The 24,660-nt window shown below is 63.9% G+C and carries 24 protein-coding genes; 12 read left to right on the top strand and 12 right to left on the bottom strand.

What is annotated here, in order from left to right; translation table 11 throughout:
* From NKJ93_RS13910 to NKJ93_RS13890, 5 genes are all read right to left on the bottom strand, one after another.
* Positions 1-670, bottom strand: a 670-nt coding sequence (locus tag NKJ93_RS13910; protein WP_352589605.1) for an IS256 family transposase, incomplete at its 3' end; no start/stop codon positions are given.
* A gap of 401 nt (positions 671-1,071) precedes the next feature.
* Positions 1,072-2,856 carry an ABC transporter ATP-binding protein gene (locus tag NKJ93_RS13905; protein WP_502896912.1) on the bottom strand — a complete coding sequence of 595 codons (1,785 nt, stop codon included), beginning with the start codon at positions 2,854-2,856 and terminating at the stop codon, positions 1,072-1,074.
* Positions 2,857-2,865: 9 nt separating this feature from the next.
* The gene (locus tag NKJ93_RS13900) at positions 2,866-3,837 is read right to left on the bottom strand and encodes a glycosyltransferase family 2 protein (RefSeq protein ID WP_031195092.1); all 972 of its coding nucleotides are present in this window, start codon (positions 3,835-3,837) and stop codon (positions 2,866-2,868) included.
* Positions 3,838-3,900: 63 nt separating this feature from the next.
* The gene (locus tag NKJ93_RS13895) at positions 3,901-5,004 is read right to left on the bottom strand and encodes a glycosyltransferase family 2 protein (protein ID WP_023722381.1); all 1,104 of its coding nucleotides are present in this window, start codon (positions 5,002-5,004) and stop codon (positions 3,901-3,903) included.
* A gap of 3 nt (positions 5,005-5,007) precedes the next feature.
* Entirely contained in the window at positions 5,008-6,201 is a 1,194-nt protein-coding gene (locus NKJ93_RS13890; RefSeq protein WP_352589603.1) for an acyltransferase family protein, read from the bottom strand.
* Positions 6,202-6,406: 205 nt separating this feature from the next.
* Here NKJ93_RS13890 and NKJ93_RS13885 point away from each other — a divergent pair, with 205 nt between their 5' ends.
* On the top strand, positions 6,407-6,706 hold the full coding sequence (locus tag NKJ93_RS13885) for a P-loop NTPase family protein (protein WP_156948281.1): 300 nt from the start codon (positions 6,407-6,409) through the stop codon (positions 6,704-6,706).
* A 56-nt stretch (positions 6,707-6,762) separates the two neighbouring features.
* On the opposite strand, the gene NKJ93_RS13880 is transcribed toward NKJ93_RS13885, so the two are convergent.
* On the bottom strand, positions 6,763-8,169 hold the full coding sequence (locus NKJ93_RS13880) for a DHA2 family efflux MFS transporter permease subunit (protein ID WP_352589600.1): 1,407 nt from the start codon (positions 8,167-8,169) through the stop codon (positions 6,763-6,765).
* Positions 8,170-8,375: 206 nt separating this feature from the next.
* On the opposite strand from NKJ93_RS13880, the gene NKJ93_RS13875 reads away from it, so the two are divergent.
* Positions 8,376-9,278 (top strand): sigma-70 family RNA polymerase sigma factor, encoded by a 903-nt coding sequence (locus NKJ93_RS13875; protein WP_352589597.1) that lies wholly within the window; start codon positions 8,376-8,378, stop codon positions 9,276-9,278.
* An 87-nt stretch (positions 9,279-9,365) separates the two neighbouring features.
* On the opposite strand, the gene NKJ93_RS13870 is transcribed toward NKJ93_RS13875, so the two are convergent.
* Positions 9,366-10,568 carry an MFS transporter gene (locus NKJ93_RS13870; protein WP_023722387.1) on the bottom strand — a complete coding sequence of 401 codons (1,203 nt, stop codon included), beginning with the start codon at positions 10,566-10,568 and terminating at the stop codon, positions 9,366-9,368.
* A gap of 217 nt (positions 10,569-10,785) precedes the next feature.
* Between NKJ93_RS13870 and NKJ93_RS13865 the strand changes: the two genes are divergently transcribed.
* Positions 10,786-11,208, top strand: a complete 423-nt coding sequence (locus NKJ93_RS13865; RefSeq protein ID WP_023722388.1) for a VOC family protein — start codon at positions 10,786-10,788, stop codon at positions 11,206-11,208.
* 72 nt (positions 11,209-11,280) lie between these two features.
* Here NKJ93_RS13865 and NKJ93_RS13860 read toward each other — a convergent pair whose 3' ends face one another.
* Positions 11,281-12,174 (bottom strand): LysR family transcriptional regulator, encoded by an 894-nt coding sequence (locus NKJ93_RS13860; protein ID WP_352589594.1) that lies wholly within the window; start codon positions 12,172-12,174, stop codon positions 11,281-11,283.
* Between the two features lie 97 nt (positions 12,175-12,271).
* Here NKJ93_RS13860 and NKJ93_RS13855 point away from each other — a divergent pair, with 97 nt between their 5' ends.
* Together NKJ93_RS13855 and NKJ93_RS13850 are read left to right on the top strand one after the other, a co-directional pair.
* Positions 12,272-13,021 carry an SDR family NAD(P)-dependent oxidoreductase gene (locus NKJ93_RS13855; RefSeq protein ID WP_023722390.1) on the top strand — a complete coding sequence of 250 codons (750 nt, stop codon included), beginning with the start codon at positions 12,272-12,274 and terminating at the stop codon, positions 13,019-13,021.
* Between the two features lie 160 nt (positions 13,022-13,181).
* Positions 13,182-13,565, top strand: a complete 384-nt coding sequence (locus tag NKJ93_RS13850) for a YybH family protein (RefSeq protein ID WP_023722391.1) — start codon at positions 13,182-13,184, stop codon at positions 13,563-13,565.
* 106 nt (positions 13,566-13,671) lie between these two features.
* On the opposite strand, the gene NKJ93_RS13845 is transcribed toward NKJ93_RS13850, so the two are convergent.
* A complete protein-coding gene (locus tag NKJ93_RS13845; protein ID WP_023720584.1) occupies positions 13,672-14,133 on the bottom strand; it encodes an Lrp/AsnC family transcriptional regulator in 462 nt (153 codons plus the stop codon).
* Positions 14,134-14,291: 158 nt separating this feature from the next.
* Between NKJ93_RS13845 and NKJ93_RS13840 the strand changes: the two genes are divergently transcribed.
* Positions 14,292-15,299 (top strand): ornithine cyclodeaminase family protein, encoded by a 1,008-nt coding sequence (locus tag NKJ93_RS13840; RefSeq protein ID WP_023720585.1) that lies wholly within the window; start codon positions 14,292-14,294, stop codon positions 15,297-15,299.
* An 80-nt stretch (positions 15,300-15,379) separates the two neighbouring features.
* Here the strand turns inward: NKJ93_RS13840 and NKJ93_RS13835 are convergent, their stop codons facing one another.
* Entirely contained in the window at positions 15,380-16,312 is a 933-nt protein-coding gene (locus tag NKJ93_RS13835) for a dimethylarginine dimethylaminohydrolase family protein (RefSeq protein ID WP_023720586.1), read from the bottom strand.
* A 33-nt stretch (positions 16,313-16,345) separates the two neighbouring features.
* Positions 16,346-17,938, bottom strand: coding sequence for a zinc-binding metallopeptidase family protein (locus NKJ93_RS13830; RefSeq protein WP_352589648.1), 1,593 nt, complete (start codon positions 17,936-17,938; stop codon positions 16,346-16,348).
* Positions 17,939-18,013: 75 nt separating this feature from the next.
* Between NKJ93_RS13830 and NKJ93_RS13825 the strand changes: the two genes are divergently transcribed.
* The 6 genes from NKJ93_RS13825 (at position 18,014) to NKJ93_RS13800 (ending at position 23,345) form a co-directional block, all read left to right on the top strand.
* A complete protein-coding gene (locus NKJ93_RS13825) occupies positions 18,014-18,904 on the top strand; it encodes a LysR substrate-binding domain-containing protein (protein ID WP_023720588.1) in 891 nt (296 codons plus the stop codon).
* A 124-nt stretch (positions 18,905-19,028) separates the two neighbouring features.
* Positions 19,029-20,123, top strand: a complete 1,095-nt coding sequence (locus NKJ93_RS13820) for an ABC transporter ATP-binding protein (RefSeq protein WP_352589591.1) — start codon at positions 19,029-19,031, stop codon at positions 20,121-20,123.
* A gap of 67 nt (positions 20,124-20,190) precedes the next feature.
* Positions 20,191-21,306, top strand: coding sequence for an ABC transporter substrate-binding protein (locus tag NKJ93_RS13815; RefSeq protein ID WP_352589588.1), 1,116 nt, complete (start codon positions 20,191-20,193; stop codon positions 21,304-21,306).
* Between the two features lie 17 nt (positions 21,307-21,323).
* Entirely contained in the window at positions 21,324-22,157 is an 834-nt protein-coding gene (locus NKJ93_RS13810) for an ABC transporter permease (RefSeq protein WP_292659757.1), read from the top strand.
* A 4-nt stretch (positions 22,158-22,161) separates the two neighbouring features.
* Entirely contained in the window at positions 22,162-22,968 is an 807-nt protein-coding gene (locus NKJ93_RS13805; protein ID WP_352589583.1) for an ABC transporter permease, read from the top strand.
* Positions 22,969-23,057: 89 nt separating this feature from the next.
* The gene (locus NKJ93_RS13800) at positions 23,058-23,345 is read left to right on the top strand and encodes a DUF982 domain-containing protein (protein ID WP_352589581.1); all 288 of its coding nucleotides are present in this window, start codon (positions 23,058-23,060) and stop codon (positions 23,343-23,345) included.
* A gap of 106 nt (positions 23,346-23,451) precedes the next feature.
* On the opposite strand, the gene NKJ93_RS13795 is transcribed toward NKJ93_RS13800, so the two are convergent.
* Positions 23,452-24,516, bottom strand: a complete 1,065-nt coding sequence (locus NKJ93_RS13795; protein WP_023720595.1) for a glycosyltransferase family 2 protein — start codon at positions 24,514-24,516, stop codon at positions 23,452-23,454.
* Between the last annotated feature and the right edge of the window lie 144 nt (positions 24,517-24,660).

The following is a 24,660-nucleotide window of genomic DNA, read 5'->3' as shown; positions in this document are numbered from 1 at the left end:
CGCCGGCGAGCCCGCGATTCTTGAGCCCCGTCACGAACTCGCGCCAGCTCGAATGGCTCTCCCGGTTGGCCAGCTCCACGCCCAGGACCTGGCGCCGGCCCTCCCAATCCACGCCGATCGCCACCAGCACCGCCTGGCTGGCGATCACGCCCGCCTCGCGAGCCCGTTCATAGCGCGCGTCCAAGATGAGATACGGATAGCTTTCCTCGAGCCGCTGCGTGAAGAACGCCTTGAGCGCCTCATCCAGCCGCATCGTCGCCTCGCTCACCGTCGAGGCCGAGAAAGAGTGGCCGCACAATTCCTCCGTCACCGCCTTCACCTTGCGGGTCGAAACGCCTTGTACGTACATCTCGACCAGCGCCGACACCAAGGCCTTCTCCGAACGCTGATAGCGCTCAAACAACTCCGTCGAGAACCGGCCCGTCCGATCCTGCGGAACGCGAAGTTCCAGCACCCCAACCCGCGTCACCAGCTTGCGCTCGTAATACCCGGACCGGTAACTCACCCGCTCCGCCGTCCGCTCGCCTTTCTCGGCCCCGATCGCCTCCGTCATCTCGGCTTCCAGAGCCTCCTGCACGACAGTCTGCAATACCTGGCGAAAGCCGTCCTCATCCGACAGCAGCAACGCTTTCAACTCGCCCCTGCTCAGTTTAACTTCTCGATTGGTCATGGCACTTCCCCTTCCACGGGAATCGGTGATTGCAACGTCACCACCGTGCCATGGCCGCTCGCCCTTCAGAGCAAGCGCCGTTCTCTCTCCAAAACTTTTTGCAGAACCTTCAGGACACTATCACTGCGCCCGTCTTCAGTTGATGGCGTCACCTCCTCGAGGAGAGATCGGCGCAGAATCAGTCCCTTCAGCGCTGATTAGGGTCCGCCTGCCATTGATGGATTTGGCAGGCGGACCCTTGGTTCTGTACGCTCCAGATCGAAAGCGGGTAAGCTCGGGATCACTCATCATCCCAGAAATCCTGCAGAGAGGCATGGCGGAGGGCTCCTCGCCCTGAGATGCTTGACCTGGCTTGACATCCGAGACGACCTCCCAGCGCGCGCACGCAGCGGGGGGCGCCCTCAGCCCTCCAGCGCCTCGTGCTGGTAAAGCTCGTCCATGCTGAGCGTCGCGAGCGCCGCGAAGGGCGCCTGCTTTTTCACGCGGCCGTGGCTCAGGATCACCACGTCGTCGCAGAACGAGATGGTGCTGCGATGGTGGCTGATGACGATGGTGGTGCGGCGGCCGGCGCGCGACTTCAGCGTCTCGACGATCGCCGCTTCCGACAGCCCGTCCACCGCATTGGTGGCTTCGTCGAGGATGAGGATATCGGGATCGCGCACCAGGGCTCTGGCCAGCGCGATCCGCTGCCGCTGTCCCGCCGAGAGGTTGACGCCGCGGTAGCCGACGACGGTCCTGTAGCCTTGCGGCAGTTGCTCGATGAAGCCATGCGCTTCGGCCAGTTTTGCCGCGCGCTCGGCGTCATCGGTCGAGGCCGCGTCCTGGCCGTAGATAATGTTGTCGAAAATCGTGCCGTCGACCAGCTCCAGCTCCTGGCTGGCGAGCGCGATGTGCTTTCGCCATTGGCTGGGGTCGATGCGGTCCAGAGGCGATCCATCGACGAGGATCCTGCCGCTATCCGGTTCGACGAAGCGGCACAGGAGATTGACGATCGTCGTCTTGCCGGCGCCAGAGCGGCCGATCAGCGCGGTCGAGCGGCCGCTGCGGATGTCGAAATTCGCCGCATGCAGCACCACCGCGCGCTGTTCCGAACCAGAATAGGTAAAGGTGACGTCCTCGAACTTGATGCCTTGGCTGAGCCCGGGGAACGCCGCGTCACCTTGCGGCGGCTCGGGCTTACCGGATGGGTCCAGCATCCACGTCACCTCTTCAAGCGATCCGCTCAGGCCCTGCAACTGGCTCCAGGCCATTTGCAGCGACCGCATGTAGGGCTGCAGCCTGTAGAGCAGGATGACGAAGGCGACGATCAGCGGGAAGCTGACATTGGCGAACCAGGCGCCGATCACCACCGCCAGGAACAGCATGGCGTGCAGAACCTCGGTCAGCGGCGGCAACGCTCCCTGACGCGTCAAAAGCACGAACGCCGCCCGGCGCACTGCATCCGATGCCTGGTCGAATGCCGCCTTCTCGCGTTGCTCCTGGCCGAAGATGCGGATCAGCCGTCCGGCATGCACCAGATGCAGCATCTGTGATGCGAGCTGGCTGTTGCGGGAGGCGACGCTGCGGCTCGGCGCCTTCAGATTGGCCGACAGCATGGCGTGCGCGACCTGCACCAGCGCCAGGCCCAGCGTGACCAGCAGCGTCATCTGCCACGACAGGAGCAGCAGGAAGGTCAGCAGGATGATCGCGGCCGATGCGTTGACGATTGCCCCCAGCGTGATCTGGATGGCATCCGAGGCCCGCCAGGATTCGTTGGAGATGATGTTGAGCAGCCGTCCAGGGCTTTGCTGCAGGAAGAACGGGTAGCCCACCCGCAGCAGCTGCTCCGACAGCGCGCTGCGGATCGAATGGCTTGCCTTGCCGTAGATGAAGGTGGTCAGCAGCGTATTGGCGTAGGCGAACAGGTTCTTGAGCACGATCGAGCCGAGGATGGCGACGGATATGACGATCAGCCGGTCGCGCTCGCTCAGGCTGGATCCGACATGCTGGAAGACGGCGGAAAAGCCAGCCATGCCGGTCTGCCCCTGCCCCATGATTATGTTCAGCAACGGGATGATCAGGCCGATGCCGAACCCCTCAAGCGCCGCACTGAGCAGCCCGAGCACCACCACGGCCGGAAGCAGGCGCAACTGCTTTTGCCCGAGCGCGCGGCGCAGCATCGGCAGGCTGGGCGGCATCAATCGCATGATTGCGGATCACCTCGCCTCGGCATTTGCCTGTTGCTCCTGTCGCATTTGCGCCGGCTGCGGCGATTTCACCAGCGAAAGCACCGCGAACTTGGCCGCGCCGAGCAAGTTCATGCCGATGATCGGCCAGTGCGACAGCTTGAGTTCACGGTCGAACAGAGGGCCTTTCCTCAGTTCGCGCAAGGCCGCCCTCATGGACCAGTAGAAATGGCGAAGCAGCCACGGCGCGTGCCGGATATGTTTCAGGCAAAGCCCGCCATTGCCCATGCTGTAGTCGCGGTGCAGCTTTTCTATGGCCTTGCGATCGCGCCGACCATGATGGTGGTAAATCGTCATGTCGGGCACATATTCGACCGGAATCCCAAGCAGCACCGCCCGCACGAGATAGTCCGTATCCTCGGCCGAGCGCAGCGGGCCGCCGGCGCCGAAGCGTTCGTCGAAACGGCCGATGCGGGCTGCAACATCACGGTGCATCGTCATGTTGCAGCCAAGCACGAAGCCACCGGGATGGACATCCGGCGTAAGCCGCGCGCGCACCGGCGACCGCTTGATGGTGAACGGCAGGTCGCGGGGATCGCCGATCTCGACGCGGCCACCACGGATGACCCGTTCGCCGGCCGAATAGTGCCGTTGCAGATCGTGCAGATAATCCTTGTGGACTGCGCAATCGTCGTCGACGAAGACGAGCACGCGGCCCCGCGCCCGCTCCAGCCCGGCGTTGCGCGCGGCCGCCAGTCCAGGTCGTGGTTCGCGAATAGCGGTGAACGGGATGTCCGACAGTTCGGCGATGCTGGCCAGCCGTTTGGCGGTGCTGTCGGTCGAGCCGTTGTCGACAACCACCAGCTCGGCGGCAAAGTCGGCATGGGCACGACACGCGGCCTGGATCGACCTGATACAGGGCTCGAGCACGGCGACGCGGTCGCGTGTGCAGACGATGAAGCTGACCGCCGGCGCCGGTCCATGCTGCGGCCGCGGCGACATGGCCGCCGGCACCGTCGAGTGGCCGCGCTGCTGGAGCTGGTGCGATTTGACGAACATGCGTTGCTAGCTCAACTGGTTCGAAGGCAAAACGGCCGCGGCCGGCACGGATTGCAGATACCGCGACAGGGCATCCACCTGCCTGGTGACCGACATCGAGGCGAGACTGAAGCGCGGCGCGAAGGCACCGGTGCGAAACACGTACTGCTCGCGGCGCCGGATGAGCTTCCATTTCGCGGTCCGCGTCAGGAATTCGTGCATCAGCAACGGCTGTCTTTCTCCCGATATGAGCTGATAGAGGAAGTAGAACAGGTTCAGCGTGCCGGCCTGGTAGCTCGGCCTCGCCTCGGCCGGCAGCGCGGCAATCCTTTCTTCCAGCGCAAGGATCCACTCGGCGGCACGGCGAACCGTGCCCATCGACAGGACCTCACCGATGTCGCGGAGGTCTTGCGTCTCTTCCGCGAGCCCCTCGCGCTCGAGGTTCTCGGCGACGATCTTCAAATGCGTCCTGCGCATTTCGCGCTTGTGCCTGTTGGTCACGCTGTCGTCATGGATACGATAGGCGATCAGGCTTTCGGGGATCATGGCCGCCGGGTAGCGGTCGGTCAGCCGCCTGAACAGGTCGAAGTCTTCGGCGTGCTTGTACCTTTCGTTATAAAATAGAACGCTCTCTTCGATGACCTTCCTGTTGTAGACGACCGTGGAATGCATGCAGATCGTGAAGAACATCGACAAGATGCGCAGGCTATTGTCCTGGAATATCGGATCGGGCGAACCCCTGACGATGCGGTTGCCGAGCAAGGTGTCGAAACCCGCGCCGCACAGCGCGAGGTCAGGCTGCTGGTTGAACAGCGCGACCTGTCGCGACAGGCGCCGGGGATAGGCGACATCGTCGGCGTCCATCCTGGCGACCAGATCGCCGCGGGCCATGGCCAGGCCTTCGTTCAAAGTTGCAATCAGGCCACGGTTTTCGCGTGAGATGATCGAGATGCGATTGTCGGCCTGGCGGTATTTCTGTAGGATCTGCAGTGAGTTGTCGGTCGAGCCATCATCGATGGCGATGACCTCCAGACGATCGTAATCCTGGCGCAGGATGCTACCCAGCGCAGCGGCAAGATAAGGTCCCGCATTGTAGGTCGGCAGCAGAACGGAGACTAAGGGAGCAGCCATTGGTCAGCCCCGACCGCTTCGTTGCAACTTGCGTGGCAAGCGCGATGCGCCATCAAGCGGCCTGCTCGGATATGCTCCTGCCGCGAGCCAACCGCTGTTGGTCGTATCGATGCCTGTCGGGAAGCCGGCTCGGCCTCTCCGGGCAACATAGGGGAAGTGGCGCTTTAGGCTGTTGAGCGGCTTCTCGAAAAGCAGCCATGAAACCGACGCCAGCATGAGCGTCACCGTTCCCGCCACCAGGAACCGTCCCGGCCCTTGTTCCGAGACGTTGACCGGAATCCAGGGCTGCGATTTGACGACGAGCGACAGCACTATCGGATGGTAGAGATAAACGCCGTAGCTGATGCGGCCAAGGCCAAGCAGCGGCGGCAGTTCGAGACCTTTTCCGATATAGCCACAAACGCCTGTCGAACAGCTTGCAACGATGACCACCAGCGGCACGAGAGGCAGGATCTGCAACAGCAGCCAGAGGCCCCATTCCTGCAGCGGATTTGCCGGCGCCGGCGCAAACCACTGCAGAACGAAAAACGCCGCGGCGAGCCACGGCCAGCCAGCTCGAAGCCATTGCGGCAGGCCAGCGGATCTTGACCGGTAAGCGGCAAGCAGCGCCCCTGACGCCAGCGCGTCCATCGACGCCGGCGGCAGCAGGTCGCGCGACAAACCGGGTGTTCCCGCGATCGGCCAATAAAACCGGTAGGCCAGCGACAGCCCGATAACGGCGATACAGATCGCTTCGAGGCGCCGGCGCGGCGCCAGCAGCACGATCAACGGCCAGGCGATATAGAACTGCTCCTCGATGCTCAGGCTCCAGAAATGGCAGAGCAGCCAGGGCGTCCATTCATTCTGCGCTGCGTACCAGAAATTCGACAGATAGAGCGCGTGCCAGGCCAGCGATCCTCTCGACTGCTCCATGTCCGTAAGCCAGACGAAACCCAGCACGGCGAAATAGGGCGGGAATATCCGCAGCGCCCGCCTGATATAGAAGGATCTCAGCGCCGGTCCGGTTTCGAATTCGGCGGCCGAGCGGGCTTCGAGCAGCAGGCGGGTAATCAGAAAGCCGCTCAGCACGAAGAACAGACGTACGCCGATATGGCCCCAGAACGAGGATCCTCCGGCCGCGAAGAAGTGTGCGTACAGCACCATCGTCACGGCGATGGCCCTCAGCGCGTCCAATTGGGTGTCGCGCGCATTTCCCATTAGCGGCGTGCGCCGGCGGGACGGCGAAACTGCCAATCGGTCAACATAGCGGCGTCGTTCACGGCGCATTTCCAATCGGAAGCGCCCCCCTCACGCAGGATAAGGCGCCACCATTGTGCAACGCAACACAAAAAGTTGACATATTTGAAACAGGAACGTGAGGCGCGGCTAATAAAAGCCAAAAAACAGCGGGAGCCAGCCCGAATTGTCCATTTTTGACGATTTTCGCGCGCTGCCTTGGCCCGCCGATATCGGCGGCAGGGTGCTGCGATGCAGCATGTTCGCCGCCATCACGGAACGCGTGAAGCTGATCCGTTCGATCGCCGCCAGCGGCACTGGCGTCAGCCTCGTCACACACGATCTCGCCACGGTGCGGGCGCTGGCCGACAGGATCGTGGTTCTCAGCCTCGGACGCGTGGCCTATGACGGATCCGCCAGGCACTTGAGCGCCGACCAGTTGTGGGGCCTCATGGCGAGCGGCACCCTCGCATCCGCCGGGCAGTAGAAGGCGTTTTGAAGCGGGGACCCGCTTCGCGCGAGCTTCCCGCCTCCGAGCGACAATTACGCCTCCTTGCCGGCATTCGCGAGCGCCACTGTGCGACGCTCCGGAAGCCCCATTCCGACGAGCGCGCCGGCGAGCGAGAGCAGCGCGGAGACGTCGATTGCCGCGGTGAAGCCATCGCTGAACGCGTCGGTGGACGAGAAGCTTCCAGTGCCGGCGAACACCGCACCGGCGATCGCGATCCCGGATACGCCGCCCAGAAAGCGGAATGTATTGAACGTGCCGGCAGCCTTGCCGACCTCCGGCCGCGCGACCGCATTGAGGACCGCATTCTGCGCGGCAGGCATGGCCATCGACACGCCGGCACCGGTAATGATCAGGGGCGCGACTAGCTGGATGTAGGGCAGATCAGGTGCTGCGATCTGCGCCAGCCAGGCCATTCCAGCCGCTTGCAGGATCAATCCGGCCACGACAAGCCAGCGCTCGCCGACGCGGTTGATCAGGCTGCCGGCGATCGGTGCGACCACGAAAAGCGTGGCGGTCCAGGGCAGCAATCCCATGCCGGCCCCGAGCGGCCCACGGCTCTGGGCAAACTGCAGAAACTGCGGCAGCAGGAATACGAGGCCGTACATGGCGGCGCAGAGCAGGAAGTTCGCCCCTACGCCCGAGGAGAATGCGCGCGCCTGAAAGAACCGCAAAGGCAGCATGGGCTCACGGGTACGCAGCTGCCAAAGGACGAATGCGATGGCCAGAACCAGCCCGGCCGTCAGCGCCGACAGCACTTCAGAGCTGCTCCAGCCGACGATGTTGCCGCGCATCAGACCCCAGACCACTCCAAATGCCGCCGCAGTCACCAGCACGACGCCGAGGACATCGATAGCCGTGCCCGGCCCGTAACTCTCCGGAATCCGACGCAGCACCAGCGGGATGAGAACGATGCCGACCGGAACATTGAGCCAGAAGATCCAGTGCCAGGAGAGGCCTTCGGAGATCGCACCGCCCGCCATCGGACCGATGATCAGGGCCAGGCCGGTGATGCTGCTGAAGATACCCAGCGCCTTGCCTCGTTCCTCCGGGGGAAAAGCGACGCTCAGCAGCGCCATGGCCAGCGGCATGACCATTGCAGCACCCGCGCCCTGAACCGCACGGGCCGCAATCAGCAATCCGGCATTTCCAGCGAGCGCGCAGGCAACCGACGCTGCGACGAACAACGCCAATCCGGCAACGAGCGTACGGCGGCGACCGAACCGGTCACCGAGCGCAGCCCCGGTCATGAGCAGGACGGCAAAGCTCAAATTATAGGCGTTCATCGTCCATTGCAGCGTCTCCAGCGAGGCATCGAGTTCGACCCGCATCGTGCTCAATGCGGTCGCCACGACCATCGCATCGAGAACGACCATCAAGGAGCCTATCGACGTGAGGGCGAGAACCCAGACCTTCGTTGATCCCGCACTTTGCTTGCTCATGATTATGGCGCCTCCGGCTTGAACAGAGGGCCCGCCAGTCTCGCGGTCCCATGATCCAGAGACGCGGAGGCACCACCAAAGGATTCCAGCTAAAGAAAGTTTTTTCGACCGAATCCTTTTGCCATCGTTGAGCGTCTATAAGACGCTGCGCCTCATGGCGGGCGCGCCTGCCCTGGGAGATACGCAATGAAATCGATCCTTGTGCGATGACCGGATCCGCATCCGGCACGCCAGAAGGACGGGAGCCATTTGATCGGCTGCTCGGCGAATTGCGGCCGAAACTGCACCGCTATTGTGCCCGCATGACCGGTTCGGTGATCGATGCCGAGGATGTCGTCCAGGAAGCTACGGTCAAGGCGCTCGAGGCGTTCCCAGGGACCGGACCGATAGCCAATGTCGAGGGCTGGCTGTTCCGCATCGCGCACAATGCAGCGCTCGACCACCTGCGCCGTCGCGCCAGGGTGGATGCCGCGCATGCCATCGAGGATATCGACATGATACCTGACCCCGGCATGTCGGCCGAGGGTCGACACACTGCAGCCGCAAGCCTGCAGACCTTCATGCGCCTCCCCGCGGCGCAGCGTAGCAGCGTCATCCTCATGGATGTGCTCGGCTATACGATCGAAGAGATCGGCAACATTATCGACAGCAGCGTTCCGGCGGTGAAAGCCGCACTGCATCGCGGCCGTCTGCGCCTGCGCGAAGTCGCCGGCGAGCCTGACGATCGGCCTGTGCCGGTGTTGGCCGAGCCCGAGCGGGCGCGTCTGGCAGCCTATGTGGAGCGGTTCAACGCCCGCGACTTCGATACGATCCGCGACATGCTGGCCGAGGACGTGCGGCTTGACCTCGTCAACCGGCTCCGGGCGAGCGGCCGCACGAAAGTGGGCCGGTACTTCCACAATTACGCGGGTATCCACGATTGGCGGCTGCTTCCAGGCCTGGTGGATCGGCACCCAGCCATACTTGTCATCGATCCGGATGACTCGGCCGGAGGGCCAAGATACTTTATCCTGCTGGAATGGACGGGCGACAGATTGGCGAGAATTCGCGATTTCCGCTATGCGCGCTACACGCTTGATGGCGCCGAGGTGGTGCCTCTGCGAGCATAGCAATTCGCTTTTCATAATGCCGAACAAGCACTGCCAGATCGCGGCCGCTTGCCATCCAAGCGGCCGCCCTCTTCTGCTGATCCGGCTTTAAGCCGGTTGCAACTCCCGGCGCGGCAGCGGCGGGAAGGCGATCGCAATCGCCATCGCGCCAAGCCCGACAAGGGCCGAGCCGATGAACAGCCAGGAATAGCTGGCATAGGCATCGAACACCATGCCGCCGGCGAGCGGGCCGAAAGCCATGCCGAGGCTGGACAGCATGGTTACGGCACCGAACACCGTGCCGAGGATGCGCTGGCCGAAATATTCGCGCGCCAGCACCGCATAGAGCGGCATGACACCGCCATAGGTGGCGCCGAAGATGACGGCGAGCGTGTAGAATTGACCAAGCTCGCTGACCGCCAGATAGGCGGCGATGACCACCGCCTGTATGGCCAGCCCGGTGATCAGCACCGGCTTGACGCCCAGCCGATCGGCAAGCACGCCGTAAAGCAGCCGGCCACCCAGCCCTGCCAGGCCCTCGATGCTGTAGATGCTGACCGCCGCCATCGGCGCTATGCCGCACAGCATCGCATAGCTCACCATATGGAAGATCGGCCCCGAATGCGCTGCGCAGCAGGCAAAGAAGGTCAGTCCCAACACGATGAATTGCGGCGAGCGCAGCGCCTGCGGAACCGTCATGCCGGCACCCTCGGCGGCAACGGTTGGGGCAGCGCCGTCGGCAGCGGGCTGGGGCGGCTGGCGCACCAGAAGCGCGGCCGGCAGTAGCAGCACCCACGCGGTTATGCCGATATCGAACATCGCCGTGCGCCAGTCATAGGCCGAAATCAGCCAGCGCGCGAAGGGCGAGATGGTCATTGGCGCTACGCCCATGCCGGCCGAGACCAGCGAGACCGCGAGGCTGCGGTTCGTGTCGAACCAGGCGGAGGTCAGCGCGATCATCGGCGCGAAGAAGGCGCTTGCCGCGAGGCCGACGAGCACGCCATAGGTCAGCTGGAAAACGAGCAGCGAGCCGGTGCGGCTGGCCAGGACCAGCGCCAGGCCAAGCAATACGGCGCCGGTCATGACGACGATGCGAGCGCCGAAGCGGTCGTAAATGGCGCCCCAGGCGAAGCCGCCGAGGCCCATTACCAGGAAGTTCAGCGTCATCGCACTCGATATGCCGGCGCGCGACCATTGTGTGTCGAGCGCCATCGGTTCGAGGAAGATCGCCAGCGAGAACATCGCCCCGAGGGCGACACAGGTCATCAGCGCGCCAGCCGCGACGATAACCCAACGATAGGGAAGGCTCATTTCACTTTTCTCCCATGCCGGAAGCGTTGATACGGCACGACCTTTTCGAGCTTCGCCGAGCCGCTTGCGTCCGAAGGACGTTGGAGACGTTTTGAATCCGACAATCCGGTTGCATTTTTTATCCAGTCAAGAAATTGCGCCGCTCAATTGCTCCATTGCATTGACCGTGCACAGTGCTGAGCTAGATTTCCAGCCTGGCGATCAGGAGCTATCAGGTATGGAACTTCATCGCGGCCGTCTCATCGACCACATCCAGTTGGTGGTCAGGGATCTCAAGGCCAGCCGGCGCTTTTACGAGGCGGTTTTCAAGGTGCTCGATATTCCGATCGGCGGCAGCGCCGAGGATTATTTCTGGGCCGACGAGCTGTTCATCTCCAGCCCCGACAGCCCGGCAGCCCAGGGAAAGCTGACGGGGCGCCACCACCTTGCCTTCCAGGCAAAGGACCGCGCCATGGTCGACGCCTTCTACAGGGCCGGCCTCGATGGCGGCGGCACGGACAATGGCGCACCGGGCGAGCGGCAGCACTACCATCCCGGCTACTACGCCGCCTTCCTGCTCGATCCCGACGGCAACAATATCGAGGCCGTCCACCACGGCCCGGCCAACCGCAGCGCCGAGTCAGTGAAGATTGCGTTCTGAAGATCGGGTGATGGGGCAAGAATCTTGCTTGCGACGGCGTCGGATCGGCTGCGGAGGTCATTCCGCCCTGCGCTATCGCATTAGCGCCGCCATCCGGCCCGCCAGGAAGTCGACGAACAGCCGCGCCCGGACGGGTAGCTGTCGCCCATACGCATGGACGATGTACACCGGCATGGTCGGCATCGCCACCTCGGGCAGGATGCGGACCAGGCGGCCCGTGTCGAGATCGTCCTGCACGGCAAACCGCATCAGATGCGCGATGCCGGCGCCGGCAAGTGCCGCATTGCGGATGGCACCACCATCATCGGTATCGAGCCGTCCGTCCGGCACGATCATCGTACCGTCGGCAAAAGTGACGGGATAGGGCCGGCCGGCCATCTGGTAGCGGACGAATTCGTGGTTCGGTAAATCCTCGACCGATGCCGGACGGCCGCGCCGCTCGACATAGGCCGGTGAGGCCACCAGCACGATCGGCAGATTGGCGATCTTGCGCGCGATGAGCCCGGTGTCCGAGAGCTGCCCCATGCGCACCGCAACGTCATAGCCTTCGCGGATCAGGTCGGCGTGGCGGTCGGTGACGCTGAGCTCTAGTTTGACTGCGCCATGCCGCGAAAGGAACGCCTGCGCCCATGCCGCGATCAGGCCGCGGCCGAGTTCGACCGGCGCTGTGACGCGCAGCAGGCCGCGCGCTGTATCGGCCAGCTGGACGATGTCTTCGGCATCGTCCAGCGCCCTGAGCAGCGGCGCCACGCGCTCGTAATAAGCGATGCCCTCACTGGTCAGCCCGAGCCGGCGCGTCGAGCGCTTGATCAGCCTGACGCCCAGCCGCCGCTCGAGCCGCGCCACGCTTTTCGACACCGCCGATGGGCTGGAGCCGACCAGCCGGCTGGCGGCATGGAACGAGCCGGCATCGACCGTGCGGACGAAGGCGACGAGACCGGCGGTCTTTTCGAGGATGGTGGTCATTCCGGAATTCCAGGCACGAAAGAATGGATCATGATGATCCTAATACGATTTCTGATCATCATTAAATACCGCTCATCATCGACAAAGGAGAGATTTGATGAGCAAGCTGAACGGCAAGGTCGCCATCGTCACCGGCGCCTCCAAGGGTATCGGCGCTGCCATCGCCAAGGGTCTTGCCACGGCCGGCGCCGCGGTGGTCGTCAACTACGCCTCGTCACAGGAAGGCGCCGACCGCGTCGTCGCCGAGATCGAGGACCGTGGCGGCCGCGCCGTCACCGTCCAGGGCGACGTGTCGCAAGCGGCCGACGTGCGCCGCCTGTTCGAGGCGGCGAAATCGGAGTTTGGCGGGCTCGACATCCTGGTCAACAATGCCGGCGTCTTCGCGTTCGAGCCGCTGGAAGCGGTTACCGAGGCCGAGTTCCACCGTGAGTTCGACACCAATGTGTTGGGCATCATTCTGACCACGCAAGCAGCAGTGAGCCATTTTGGCCCGGGCGGCGGCAGCATCATCAACATAAGCTCGGTTGCCAGCCGCAATCCGCAGCCGAACTCGCTCGTCTACGCCGCCACCAAGGGAGCGGTGGACACGATCACGCTGTCGATGTCGCGGGAGCTCGGCGCACGCAACATCCGCGTCAACGCGATCGCGCCCGGCGGCATCGATACCGAAGGCCTCGCGCGCATCGGCATCGTCGGCAGCGAATTCGAGAAGCAGATTATCGCCATGACCCCGCTCGGTCGCTTCGGCCTGCCCGATGACGTCGCCCGCGTCGCGGTGTTCCTCGCCTCCGACGAGGCGTCATGGCTGACCGGCGAGCGCATCACCGCCTCGGGCGGCTGGCGATAGGCATGGAGGGCGCGGACCTGCCGTTTCACGGACCATGCCCCACGCCGCGCGACGTCGAGGACCACCGCAATCGATGACGACAGCGATCTAAGCCCTATGTTTCAGCGAGGGGGAAGCGCCGTGCGCTATCGATGACGGCGAGATGCCAGGGAGGTAACGGATGACGGGCGACGAAACAGCAATCCGAAAGCTGGTCGAGACGTGGATGGATGCGAGTAAGCGTGGAGACATCGCGACTGTCCTCAGCTTGATGACGGACGATGCGATCTTCATGGTTCCCGGCCGGGAACCCTTCGACAAGGAGATCTTCGCGGCGGCCGCGCAGGAGACGGCCGGCGTTCATATCGACGGCACGAGCGATATCGTGGAACTACAGCTTCTCGGCAATTGGGCCTTCATCCGCAGCCGCATCGACATGACCGCGACCCCGCCGAATGGCGAGCCGGTCCATCGATCGGGATATGCGCTGACGCTCCTGCGTAAGGAGCCAGATGGTGAGTGGCGGCTCGCGCGCGACGCTAACCTGCTGACCCTGCAAGGCTAGAGCCGGTCTCCGGCATCTCTGCACCAGGAGGCGCGCTAGGGGGAGCGACAAGGTGGCGAAGATGCGTTCAACGTCGCCCTGAACAGCATTCCCCTCCTCCATCTGATTACACCGGCAAGAGGGCGTTCGGCTTGACATCGGCGATGGAGGCGAAAGTGTGCGTTTCGCGCACGCCGGGCAGAGGCAGGATGACCCGCTGCAGGAAATCCTGGAACACCGCCATTTCAGCGATCCGCGCCTTGACCAGATAATCGAAACCGCCAACCACCATATGGCACTCCAGAACCTCCGGAGCTTTCGCCACGGCTTCGGCGAAGCGGTCAAAGACATGCGGCGCCGTGTGGTCAAGCCTGACCTCGATGAACACCAGCGTTCCCCTGCCGACCTTGCGCGGATCGAGCATAGCCCTGACCGCGGTGATGAACCCGTCGCGGAACAGGCGCTTCACCCGCTGGCTGGTTCCGGTCGGCGACAGCCCGACACGCCCGGCAAGATCAAGCGTCGTCCGGCGCCCATCCTCCTGCAGCAGCCGGAGCAGGCTGCGGTCTATCTGGTCGAGATCGTCCATTCACAATCCACTCTATCTCAGGGATTTGTGTGCTTAATTCACGCACAGATGCCAAAATCAACGTATTTCATCACATAAAACCTCGCAATAGCCTGCGCTTCCCTCACCCACTCAAAGCAGATGTGGTGAGCCGATTTCAACGAACACAGGAGTGCAGGATGACCAAGGAAGCGTGCAGCCCAGCCGGCAAGAGTGCGGCGGAAATCAGCAAGGGAGCGACCGAGATCCTGGTGCTGAGCGAAGCCGACGTGATGGCGTGCATCGACCTCAGCCAGCTTCTCGACGTTCTGGAAGACGGCTTCAAGGCGCTGTCACAAGGTAAGGTCGTCAATCCACCCCGACCACAGCTCGACATCCCCGGAGCCGGCTACAGCCTCGCCATGCCGGCCTGGATGGAGGACATGAACCTGACCGTCAAGATCGTCAATGTCTTCGAAGGCAACCTGGCCAAGAACCTGCCCAGCCATCTCGCCACCATCAGCCTGTTCGATCCTCTGTCCGGCCTGCCGGTCTGCATCATGGACGGCACCTTCATAACCGCGGTGCGAACCTCCGGCTCCGCCGTGCTGTCGGTGCGCGCGCTTGCCCGCCGGGATGCCAGGATAGCGACAGTGATCGGCGCCGGCGTGCAGGCCAACCAGCACCTGCATCTGTTGCCGCTGGTGCGCGACTTTGCCGAAATCCGGGTCGCTTCGAAGAGCTTCGACGATGCGGCAGCGCTTGCCCGGCTGCATCCGTCGGTGGTGGCGGTCGCCGACCTCGAGGCGGCAGTGCGCAGTTCGGACGTGGTGTGCCTGGCGACCCACTCCTACCAGCCGGTGATCGACGCAGGCTGGGTCCAGCCGGGCACGCATGTCTCGTCGGTCGGGGTGGCGCCGCCCGGCGGAGAAATGCCGATCGAGCTCATCGGCAAATCCAGTCTTTTTGTCGAAACCAAGGATGCGTTCAAACCGACCCCGGTCGGTTCTTGCGAGCTTGCCGGCTTCGACCCGGATTTCGGCACCGAGCTTGGCGCCATGCTGCTCGACCGCGCGCCGGGTCGCGTTTCGAATCAACAGATCACCACCTACAAGGCGATGGGCATTGCGATGGAAGACATGGTCGCCGCCGACCTCGCCTATCGTTGCGCCAAGCGTCTGCGCAAGGGAAAGCTCATCGTGCTGTAGGCGCGTGCCGCGAGCCAGGCGGGTTCGACGTTGCTGACAATGGCGCTTTCGTGGGAGCGTTGGGGCTAAAGGCCGGCCCCTCAGGCCGGCTCGCGCTTCAGCGCCTGTGCCATGCAGTGGATGCCGCCGCCGGTCTTCGAGATCTCGCTCATATCGATGGCCGCGACCTCGAAGCCGCGTGCCTTGAGCTGGCCGATCAGCGCCTGGCTGGACGTCGGCGCGATCACCCTGTCCTTGCCCAGCGACATGAAGTTGCAGCCGAGCGCCATCGTGTCCTGGAACGGCACGTCGATGATCTCGTGGCCCTTGCCCTTCAGCCAGTCGACGATGCCCGGCTCCGTGCAGGCGAGGCAGACGGCGGTCAGCTTCTCGGCGATCGGCACCACCATCAGGTCGATATGGACGTAATATTCGTCGATGAACGCGATGCGGGTCTCCCAGCCCTCCTTGTCGAACCAGGCCTGGACCTGGCGGGCGCCCTCCTCCTGCGTGCGGGCGCCGCCGCACCCGATCAGCACCACGCCGTCCTCGATGACGTTGAAGTCGCCGCCTTCGAATGTGCCGGCGGTGACCATGTCATAGATCGGGATGCCGAGCTTCTCATAGGTGCGGATCGCCGCGTAGTTCTCGCCGCGCCGCCACCAGTTGGCCATCGCGGTGATGATGACGCCATATGGCGTCATCACGCTGGAATCGCGTGAATAGACCTGCATCGGCAGTTCCGGCGTCGGCTCATGCCAGTGGATGTTGACGCCGAAATGCTCATAGGCGGCGACAAGGTCCTTGTGCTGCGCCTGCGCGATCTGGACATTGCAAGGCGCCTCGCGCAGATGTTTTCGCGATAGCGAGCTGGTCGAGAGATGGCGCAGGAAATTGGGCGAGCCGAGCAGCACGTCGGTCAGCACGTCGGTCTCGTTGGCGAAGCCCCAGGCGGTCAGCTTCTTGGTGCCGCCGGCCGGGTTGCGGCGCTGCAGCGAAAACGGCTCGGTGACGATGCGGTCATGGACGGTCATGGGTTCTCCTCGTGAAGGGGCGGCTTGGTTGAGTCATGCGGCTTGGTTGCTCGGTATCCACCAGTCCCGTCCGCGCGGGGTGGTGATGTATTCCGGCCAGCGAAATCCAATTGGCGGCTCGTAGTCGCAGAGCGGCGCGATCCAGTTCGAGCCGCCGATGCCGCCACCGGTGCGGGCGACGAATTCGTCCATCGCCGCGTCGCGCGCGGCCTCGTCTTCCAACAGGCGAAGTGCTGCCAGCGCGACCGTCTTTGCGGCGCAGATGACCATCGGGTCGATGGTGGCAGAAATGCCGCCCAGCGCATTCATCGCCCAGGACGGAAAGGCGTGACCGTTCTCCGAGCGCAATGCCGGGCGAGCGACATAGAACCGCGCCGTCGGCGTATGCCATGACATGTCGGTGTAGTCGTCGGACGTCGAATTCACCTGCGACGGCGCCAGGTCGCGGCGCAGGATCGCCTCGGCCGCCTGTGGTGCAATCAGCCGCTCCAATTCGTCGATGAATGGTTCCTCGCTCGCCACCCCGCCGGCATTGATCTGGATTTCGCGGGCGATCACCTTAGCCGTCTCGTCCCAGCGCGGCGGCCCGACCGCCGCCAGCGCGTCGAAGGCAATGCCAGCCATTACGTGATTGGCGAGCCCCGGCCGCGACTTCGACACCCAGTGCCGCTCATAGCGGCAGCCGCCCATCACCGCGACGGCTTCCGCATTGCGGTCAAGCACGGCGGTGACCTGCTCGGCCATCGCCAGCGTCGGCACGCGGATCATGTACTGGATCTCGGCCAGCCCGGCCGGCAGATTGTCGGCGGTCGCCTGCCCCGCCGTCAGGATCGCCTCGCTGATCGACCAGCCGCCCTGATGCGGCAGCATGGAATCGCGTAGCGCCTTCGAGGCCATGTACATCATCATGAGCGCGTCGTTGGCGCCCGGCGCCCGGATCGCCGAATGCGCCTGCGGGATCGGCGCCGCGTTGCCTGCCGCCCTCGACCAATGTTCCGGCTCGTCGCAGATGAAGCGGTAGATCATCGCATAGGCCGCACCGCAATGCGTGTCCCAGCGCGCCGTGTTGCACAGCGGCAGCATGTAAAAAGGATGGAAGGAGATCATGCCCGCCAGCCCATCGTAATAGCCCTTCGCGGCATGGATCGGCTTCGATCCCCTCACCTTCTCCGCCGGCTCTCCGGTGAAGCGCAGCGTGCCCGATATGCCGTGGCGCTGCATCGCCGCCTTGGTCGCCAGCAGCCCGCCGAGGCTGGCAATGCCGAGCCCGGAATGCGGATCGGTGTGGCCGCCGGCCTGTTCGCCGAGGCCCGGACGCGGTCGCTTCACCGTCGCCGCATCCTGGCAATTGCCAGGCACCGCGTCGTACTCGGCATACATGCCGATTGTCGGGCCGGTCCCGTTGGTCCAGTGGGCGCAGAAGGCGGTCGGCATGCCGCCAGAGCCCTCTTCAACGGTAAAGCCTTCGTGCTTCAGGCGCTCGACATACCAGGCGGCCGACTGGTATTCGCGCCAGGCGGTCTCGCCGAAGTCGAAGATGGTCCGCGTCCACGCCGACAGCGACGGCTGGATGTCGTCCAGACAGGCAAGCGCGGTCGCTTGCGCCGAGGTCACCGGTTTCTCCATGGCGGAAAGAAAGCAGTGAAGCGCCTCTCCAAAAAGTGATATGTTTTCCCGGCTCATGCAAATTCGGTTCACCTCTTGAGAATTCCCTCGACGCAGGCGCTGCGCGCGCTCGACAGTTTTGCCCGCCACGGCAGCGTCTGGCGCGCCGCTGACGAACTGCATCTGACCCGCAGTGCGGTCAGTCATCAATTGCGCCTGCTCGAACGCGATCTCGGCTTCGACCTGCTCGCGCGCATCGGCAAGGGCGTGGCGCTGACGCCACGCGGCCAACGCTATGCCAGCGACGTGCGCAAGGCGCTGACGGTGCTAGGCGACGCGGTGACACGCCATGCCGGCACCGGCATCGGCGGCTCGTTCAGTGTCAGTTGTACGCCGGGTTTCGCCTCGCTGTTCCTGTGCACCCATATCGGCGAGTTCCGGCAGATGTACCCCGATGTCGCACTGCGCATCCTGACGCCGCGGCGCCTCGACGACGTCAGCAATGCCGAGGCCGACGCCTTCATCGCCTTCGGCGTCGGCAACTGGCCGAACCGCGTGGTCGAACCATTGTGCGAAATCTCCTTCACGCCGCTGTGCAGCCCCACGCTGCTCAACAAGATCGGCGGCTTCTCCAAGCCGGCAGACGTGCTGCGCGCCAATCTCCTGCATCTCGGTGAAACCGAGGACTGGGCGCGCTGGCTGGCCCTGTCCAAGGTCGAGAACCCCGATCCGGAAGGCGGCATCTTCTTTTCCGACATGAACCTGGTCTTTTCGGCGGCGATTGCCGGCCAGGGCATCGCCATGGGCGACGAGCTGACCAGTCGCCGGGCGCTGAGCGAAGGCCGGCTGGTCCGCCCCTTCGACATAGCGATCAATTCGCCGCGCTCGTATTTTCTGGTCTCCGAGCACGCCAAGGCAGCGCATCCGGTGCTGGAGGCGTTTGGGAGATGGCTGAGGTCGAAGCTGTCCGAGAACAAGGAGCGCTAATCTCCCCCCTCGAGGAGGAGATTGGTGCATAGATGAATCAAATTTGCCGATCAGGCGAAAACTATTCGGTTGCGGTGAGCCGCCGCCCTGCCTACGATTTCGCCTACGCTAAGGAAAGGGCAGGATGCAGCAACCCGGCCGGGCCGCAGAGATCAAGGCAATCGGGATCGGCAAGAGCTTCGGCTCGTTCCGTGCGCTGGACGATCTGACGCTCGATATCGGCCGTGGCGAGTTCCTCACCCTGCTCGGCCCCTCCGGTTCCGGCAAGACCACCTTCCTGATGATCCTTGCCGGCTTCGTTCAGCCGACCGACGGCCGACTTTACAGCGACGGCGTCGACATCACAGAGCGGCCGGCCGAGCAGCGCGCCGCCGGCATGGTTTTCCAAGGCTACGCACTGTTCCCGCATATGAGCGTCGAGGCCAACATCGCCTTCCCGCTCAAGGTGCGCAAGAAACCGGCGGCCGAGATCAAACGCCACGTCGGCGAAATGATCGAGCGCGTCGGGCTCAAGGGCCACGAGAAGAAACTACCGTCGCAATTGTCCGGCGGCCAGCAGCAGCGCGTGGCGCTGGCGCGTGCGCTGGTGTTCGAGCCGGGCGTGCTTTTGCTCGACGAGCCGTTTTCGGCGCTCGACAAGGGCCTGCGCGGCCAGATGCAGGCCGAGATGAAGCGGCTGCACCAGGAGACCGGCACCACCTTCGTCTTCGTCACCCATGACCAGAGCGAGGCGCTGGCGTTGTCGTCGCGCGTCGCCATCTTCAATCATGGCAAACTGCTGCAGGTCGGCGCACCGGACGAGGTCTACGACCGGCCGGACAACCGCTTCGTCGCCGAGTTCCTGGGCGAGATCAACATGCTGCCGCTGAAGGGCGTGCGCCCGGCCGACAATGGCTCGACGGGCCTCTGCGAAGACCGCGCGATCAGCATGCGCTGCAAGGCCGAGAAGGTCCGTGGAGACGCCATCCTGGCGATCCGGCCAGAATACATGTCGATCGCCCGCGAAGCCGCCGTTGGCGAAAACGGTATTGCCGCGACTGCCGTCGCCTCGACCTATCTCGGCGCTGCGACGCGGCTCGATCTGACGACGCGCCAAGGCGCCAAGGTGACGGTCTCGGTACCGAACGAGGTTGCCGCTTCCGCGCTCAGCAAGGGCAATTCCGTGTGGCTGACCTGGCCGGCGGAGAAAGGCTTCCTCCTTCCGGACGGAGGACAATGACGATCGGCGAGGCGAATTCGCCACGCTGACTTTCAGGAAATACCAACGACAAAAAAGGGGAACTGACATGACAAACCAAACCAAGAAACATTCCATCGAGGCGCTGTCCGCCAGGGCCGTGCGCGGAGAGATCTCGCGCCGGCAGTTCACGCAGCTGGCCGCGCTGGTGCTGGCCGGCACGCCGATGCTGCTGCGCTCGACCGGCGCCTTTGCCGCGGCGAAGGAACTGGTGCTGGTCAACTGGGGCGGCGACGCCATCACCGCCTATGACGCGGCTTACGGCCAGGCCTTCACCAAGGAGACCGGCATCGTCGTCAAGATGGATGGCTCCGGCCCGACCGAAGGCGCAATCGCGGCGCAGTTCAAGAGCGGCGCCCCGACCTGGGACCTGGTCGACGTCGATCCGTTCTCGGCCATCACGCTCGGCGCGCAGGGCATGCTCGAGCCGATCGACTATACGATCGTCGACAAGAAGAAGATGCGCGAGGGGTTCGGTTGGGAACACGCCGCCTCGACCTATTTCTTCTCCTATGTCATCGCCTACGATGCCGAGAAATACGGCAGCCAGGCACCGACCGGCATGGCCGACTTCTTCGACGTGGCAAAATTCCCCGGCAAGCGCTCGCTCTACAAATGGGGCGTGTCGAGCTGGGAAGCGGCACTGCTTGCCGACGGCATCGCACCGGCATCGCTCTATCCGCTCGACCTCAAGCGCGCGCATGACAAGATCGCCGCCTTCAAGGAGAACGTCGTCGCCTATTGGGGTGGCGGCGCCGAAAGCCAAAGCGTGCTGCTCAATGGCGAGGCCTCGATGGCGATCGTCTGGTCGACCCGGGCTTCGCTGATCGAGCAGGATTCCGGCGGCAAGATCAAGTTCATCTGGGACCAGGGTCTGATCTCGCCCGGCGCGCTCGCCGTGCTCAAGGGCAATCCCGGCGGCAAGGACGCGGCGATGAAGTTCATTGCCAGCACCCAGGACCCGGAGAAGGAACTCATCATGTTCGACAAGCTCGGCCAGGGTCCGGCCAACCCGGCCGCCGACGCGCTGATCCCCGCCGACAAGAAGCGCATCAACCCCGTCGATCCCGAGAACATGAAAAAGCAGATCCCGCTCGACATGGATTGGTACGCCAAGAACTACGGGGCGGCACTCGACGAATACACGAAGATCATCTCCGCCTGACAAGCCGGGATAACCGGATGAGAGCATACCTCTCCGACAGGATGGGCGCGGCGCTGTTGATGGCGCCGCTGCTCCTCTTTCTTGTGCTGGCTTATGCCTGGCCATTCCTCGGCGTGGTCAAATGGAGTTTTACCCTGCCCACGCCGGGGCTGGGGCAGTACAATGCGCTGCTCACGGATCAGTTGGTGCAGTCGGTCTTCATCCGCACGCTGCGTATCGCGGCGATCGTGACGATCGTTTCGGTTGCCGCCGCCTACGCCATCACCGTTGTCTGGGTGCGCGGCACACCGGTGCAGCGCGTCGTGGCCGAGTTCTGCATCCTGGTGCCGTTCTGGATCTCGGTGCTGACGCGCGCCTTCGGCTGGGTGGCGCTTTTGTCCAATCGCGGCCTGATCAACACTTGGCTGCAGGCGGTCGGCTTCATCTCGGAGCCGCTGGCGCTGGTGCGCAACGAGTTCGGCGTCATCGTCGGCATGACGCATTTCCTCATCCCCTTCGCCGTGTTTCCGCTGGCCTCTTCGATGCGCAGTCTCGACGACCGCGTGCTGCTGGCGGCGCGCGGCCTCGGCTCCAGCCGCATGCGCACCTTCTGGTCGGTGTTCGTGCCGATGACCCGCTCCGGCATCATCGGCTCGGCGCTGATCGTCTTCGTCTTTTCGCTCGGCTTCTTCGTGACGCCGGCGATCCTCGGCGGCGGCCGCAGCGTGATGATCGCCGAGTTGATCTACCTCCGTATCTTCCAGAGCCCTGACTGGGGCCTGGGTGCAGCGATCAGCGTGGTGCTGGTACTGTTCGTCGGCGCGCTGATGGCGCTGCTGTTCCGCTATGTCAGACCAAAGCAACTGGTGTAGCGCGATGCCGACCTATCGCCCCGGTCCCGTCTCGCTGATCCTCGCCGCCCTGGTCGCGCTGTTCCTGCTGCTGCCGCTGCTCGCCGTCATTCCGGTGTCGCTGACGCCGAGCCGCATGCTGGCGATGCCGTCGGGCGAATTGTCGCTGCGCCATTACCGGGCGTTGATCGAGGATCCGCGCTGGATCAACTCGATCCTGCTCTCGATCAGGATCGGCGTCGTCAGCAGCGCCTTTTCCACGGTGCTGGCGCTCTGCTTCAGCCTCGGCGTCTGGATGTTCCAGCCGCGCTTCACCGCAGCATTGGTCGGCTTCGTGCTGCTGCCGATGGTGGTACCGCCGGTGGTCTCGGCAATCACGCTCTATTTCCTGCTGACCTCGATCTCGGGTTTCTCGTCGTTCTTCGGCTATGACACCTGGCTGGGTGTCGCCATGGCGCATGCGGTGATGACGGTGCCCTTCGCCACGGTGCTGATCCTGGTGTCGCTCAGCCAGCTCGACCGCCGCATCGATCTTGCCGCGCGCGGTCTCGGCGCCACCGTGTGGGAGCGCGCCACCCGCATCATCATGCCCAACATCAAGTTCGGCATCGTCACCGCGGCGTTGTTGTCCTTCGTGCTGTCCTGGGAAGAGATCGGCGTCACCCTGTTCATCACCTCGGTCAACGCCATCACGCTGCCGCGCTTGATGTGGATGGGCCTGCGCGACAACATCGACCCGGCGATCGCCGCACTCTCCGTGATCCTGATCGTCATCACCGTGCTGGTGCTTGTGGCGCGCAGCGTTGTGGTCAGGCTACGCGGGGCGCAGTAAGCGCCGCCTCACGCCGTGGTGACTGGCGCGAATGAAACCTTGCGCTACGATTTTCGTTATAGGTAGTTCAACACGTCGAAGGCTTCGCCATGAACCAAGGATGGTTTTCCAAGCCGGTTGCGGTTGCGGTCGGCATTGTGGGAGATATCCGCAACATTTCCAACGCACGGCAGGCTGTCGAATTGCTGGAAGCCCACTGGCGTGACGCCGGCAGCGCCAAACACGGCTTGGCACTGCGCACATGCCGTCGCGCCATGAGCGACGACCGCTGGGCCGAAGCCGCCAGGGACGCGTTCGTCGAGGCCGCGCGGGAAGCGCATGTCCTGGTCGAGCGAGCCGTTGAGCCGCAGGATCGGTCCAGGCAGGCGGGGCCGTGATCGATTTGTGAGAGCCTCGGTAGGGTTCCCTGCCTTCGCGCTCGTCTGAACCGAGAAGAGGCGTTCGGCGGATTTGTTGCTTTTCGGGCAGCATGCGCCGACATCTCTATCCCATAGCGTGGCGGATTCTCTTGGACAGGCGGCTCAAAAATGCCGGCCTCGACGACGCATCGAGCTTCCACGACAGCACCGCCGTGGCCATTTTCCGCGGCAACACCCCGACCGACAGGAACCATGCGGCAAGGATGACGCGCCGCCGCAGGGATGCGGTCATTTCGAGGCTGGCGACGGCGCCGGCCGCCCCGAGCGCCAGCCGGGAATCGTCGGCCACCGGATGTCGGTCTCTGTCGGCGCAGAGCGACGCCAGCCGCTCCTCCAGGTGGACCGGATCGTGGCGGACAGCATCCGACGGCACGATGGTCAGGCCGATCCCGGAGGCCTGGTCCGACAGTGCCTGCATGCGGCGGAAATCGTGGGTTACCCGCCAGCGTGCCCGCTCGGCGAGCTTTTCGCCGAAGACCGAATGGTTGGCGCCGTGGATCCGGTAGGCGCCGAGGCATTCGTCGATGGATTGGACGTGCCCGTACATCGGCGCCAGCGTTGCCAGATAGCCGTCAGCGCCCTGGCGGAACTCCGGCTCCGGTATCGGCATGATCGATTCGAGCGTTGCGCGGTCAAAGGCGAGCCCGCTGGTCACGGTCGTCTGATAGCGGCCCTTGTGCAGGAGTTTCGGCATGACGTCGCCGCTGTCGAAAGCCAGTTCGGGCGGCGGAAAGACATCCTTGATGCGTTGCCCTTCGTCGACGATGTGCAGTCTGGACTGGACCTGGGCGGTTGCCTCGTCCCAGGTCTCGACGATGGTGGAGACGGCGGTCGGATAGAGATAATCGTCGGCGTCGAGGAACAGGACGATCTTGCCCGAGCTCGCTGCGAAGCCGGTGTTGAATGCCGCGGCGTGTCCGCCATTTTGCGCTCGCGGACATGCGAGGATCTCGTCGCGATACGATTCCATGATTGTCGTGGAATTGTCCTGCGATGCATCGTCGACGACGATGACTTCGACATCCGCGTAGTCCTGCTCGAGGGCGCTGTCGATGCTGCGTTTGAGGAACCGCGCGTAGTTGTAGTTCGGGATGATGATGGATACCGGAATTCTCGGGACAGTCTGCATCGCGTTTGACCTCGCATCTTGCTTTGGTTCGGCAAAGGCCCGCTCATGGGCCTGCCCCCTCTTCAAGCGCCCTCTTGGCGCGCAACGAGTTCCCTGGGAGAAAGCCTGCGCTTTCTATCAGGAGACGGGTCACGTTTCGCTTTG

The organism is Mesorhizobium sp. M0028 (genome assembly GCF_040323855.1).
In the GTDB taxonomy this organism is placed as follows: domain Bacteria; phylum Pseudomonadota; class Alphaproteobacteria; order Rhizobiales; family Rhizobiaceae; genus Mesorhizobium.
Note: the sequence above shows the minus strand (reverse complement) of the source record. Positions and strands in the feature narration are given on the sequence as shown.

Bases quoted from the DNA above. Each gene is read 5' to 3' on its own strand.
- NKJ93_RS13905 (WP_502896912.1), bottom strand. From the start codon at position 2,856: ATGCGATTGATGCCGCCCAGCCTGCCGATGCTGCGCCGCGCGCTCGGG.
- NKJ93_RS13900 (WP_031195092.1), bottom strand. From the start codon at position 3,837: ATGTCGCCGCGGCCGCAGCATGGACCGGCGCCGGCGGTCAGCTTCATC.
- NKJ93_RS13895 (WP_023722381.1), bottom strand. From the start codon at position 5,004: ATGGCTGCTCCCTTAGTCTCCGTTCTGCTGCCGACCTACAATGCGGGA.
- NKJ93_RS13890 (WP_352589603.1), bottom strand. From the start codon at position 6,201: ATGGGAAATGCGCGCGACACCCAATTGGACGCGCTGAGGGCCATCGCC.
- NKJ93_RS13880 (WP_352589600.1), bottom strand. From the start codon at position 8,169: ATGAGCAAGCAAAGTGCGGGATCAACGAAGGTCTGGGTTCTCGCCCTC.
- NKJ93_RS13875 (WP_352589597.1), top strand. From the start codon at position 8,376: ATGACCGGATCCGCATCCGGCACGCCAGAAGGACGGGAGCCATTTGAT.
- NKJ93_RS13870 (WP_023722387.1), bottom strand. From the start codon at position 10,568: ATGAGCCTTCCCTATCGTTGGGTTATCGTCGCGGCTGGCGCGCTGATG.
- NKJ93_RS13865 (WP_023722388.1), top strand. From the start codon at position 10,786: ATGGAACTTCATCGCGGCCGTCTCATCGACCACATCCAGTTGGTGGTC.
- NKJ93_RS13860 (WP_352589594.1), bottom strand. From the start codon at position 12,174: ATGACCACCATCCTCGAAAAGACCGCCGGTCTCGTCGCCTTCGTCCGC.
- NKJ93_RS13855 (WP_023722390.1), top strand. From the start codon at position 12,272: ATGAGCAAGCTGAACGGCAAGGTCGCCATCGTCACCGGCGCCTCCAAG.
- NKJ93_RS13850 (WP_023722391.1), top strand. From the start codon at position 13,182: ATGACGGGCGACGAAACAGCAATCCGAAAGCTGGTCGAGACGTGGATG.
- NKJ93_RS13845 (WP_023720584.1), bottom strand. From the start codon at position 14,133: ATGGACGATCTCGACCAGATAGACCGCAGCCTGCTCCGGCTGCTGCAG.
- NKJ93_RS13840 (WP_023720585.1), top strand. From the start codon at position 14,292: ATGACCAAGGAAGCGTGCAGCCCAGCCGGCAAGAGTGCGGCGGAAATC.
- NKJ93_RS13835 (WP_023720586.1), bottom strand. From the start codon at position 16,312: ATGACCGTCCATGACCGCATCGTCACCGAGCCGTTTTCGCTGCAGCGC.
- NKJ93_RS13830 (WP_352589648.1), bottom strand. From the start codon at position 17,938: ATGGAGAAACCGGTGACCTCGGCGCAAGCGACCGCGCTTGCCTGTCTG.
- NKJ93_RS13820 (WP_352589591.1), top strand. From the start codon at position 19,029: ATGCAGCAACCCGGCCGGGCCGCAGAGATCAAGGCAATCGGGATCGGC.
- NKJ93_RS13815 (WP_352589588.1), top strand. From the start codon at position 20,191: ATGACAAACCAAACCAAGAAACATTCCATCGAGGCGCTGTCCGCCAGG.
- NKJ93_RS13810 (WP_292659757.1), top strand. From the start codon at position 21,324: ATGAGAGCATACCTCTCCGACAGGATGGGCGCGGCGCTGTTGATGGCG.
- NKJ93_RS13805 (WP_352589583.1), top strand. From the start codon at position 22,162: ATGCCGACCTATCGCCCCGGTCCCGTCTCGCTGATCCTCGCCGCCCTG.
- NKJ93_RS13800 (WP_352589581.1), top strand. From the start codon at position 23,058: ATGAACCAAGGATGGTTTTCCAAGCCGGTTGCGGTTGCGGTCGGCATT.
- NKJ93_RS13795 (WP_023720595.1), bottom strand. From the start codon at position 24,516: ATGCAGACTGTCCCGAGAATTCCGGTATCCATCATCATCCCGAACTAC.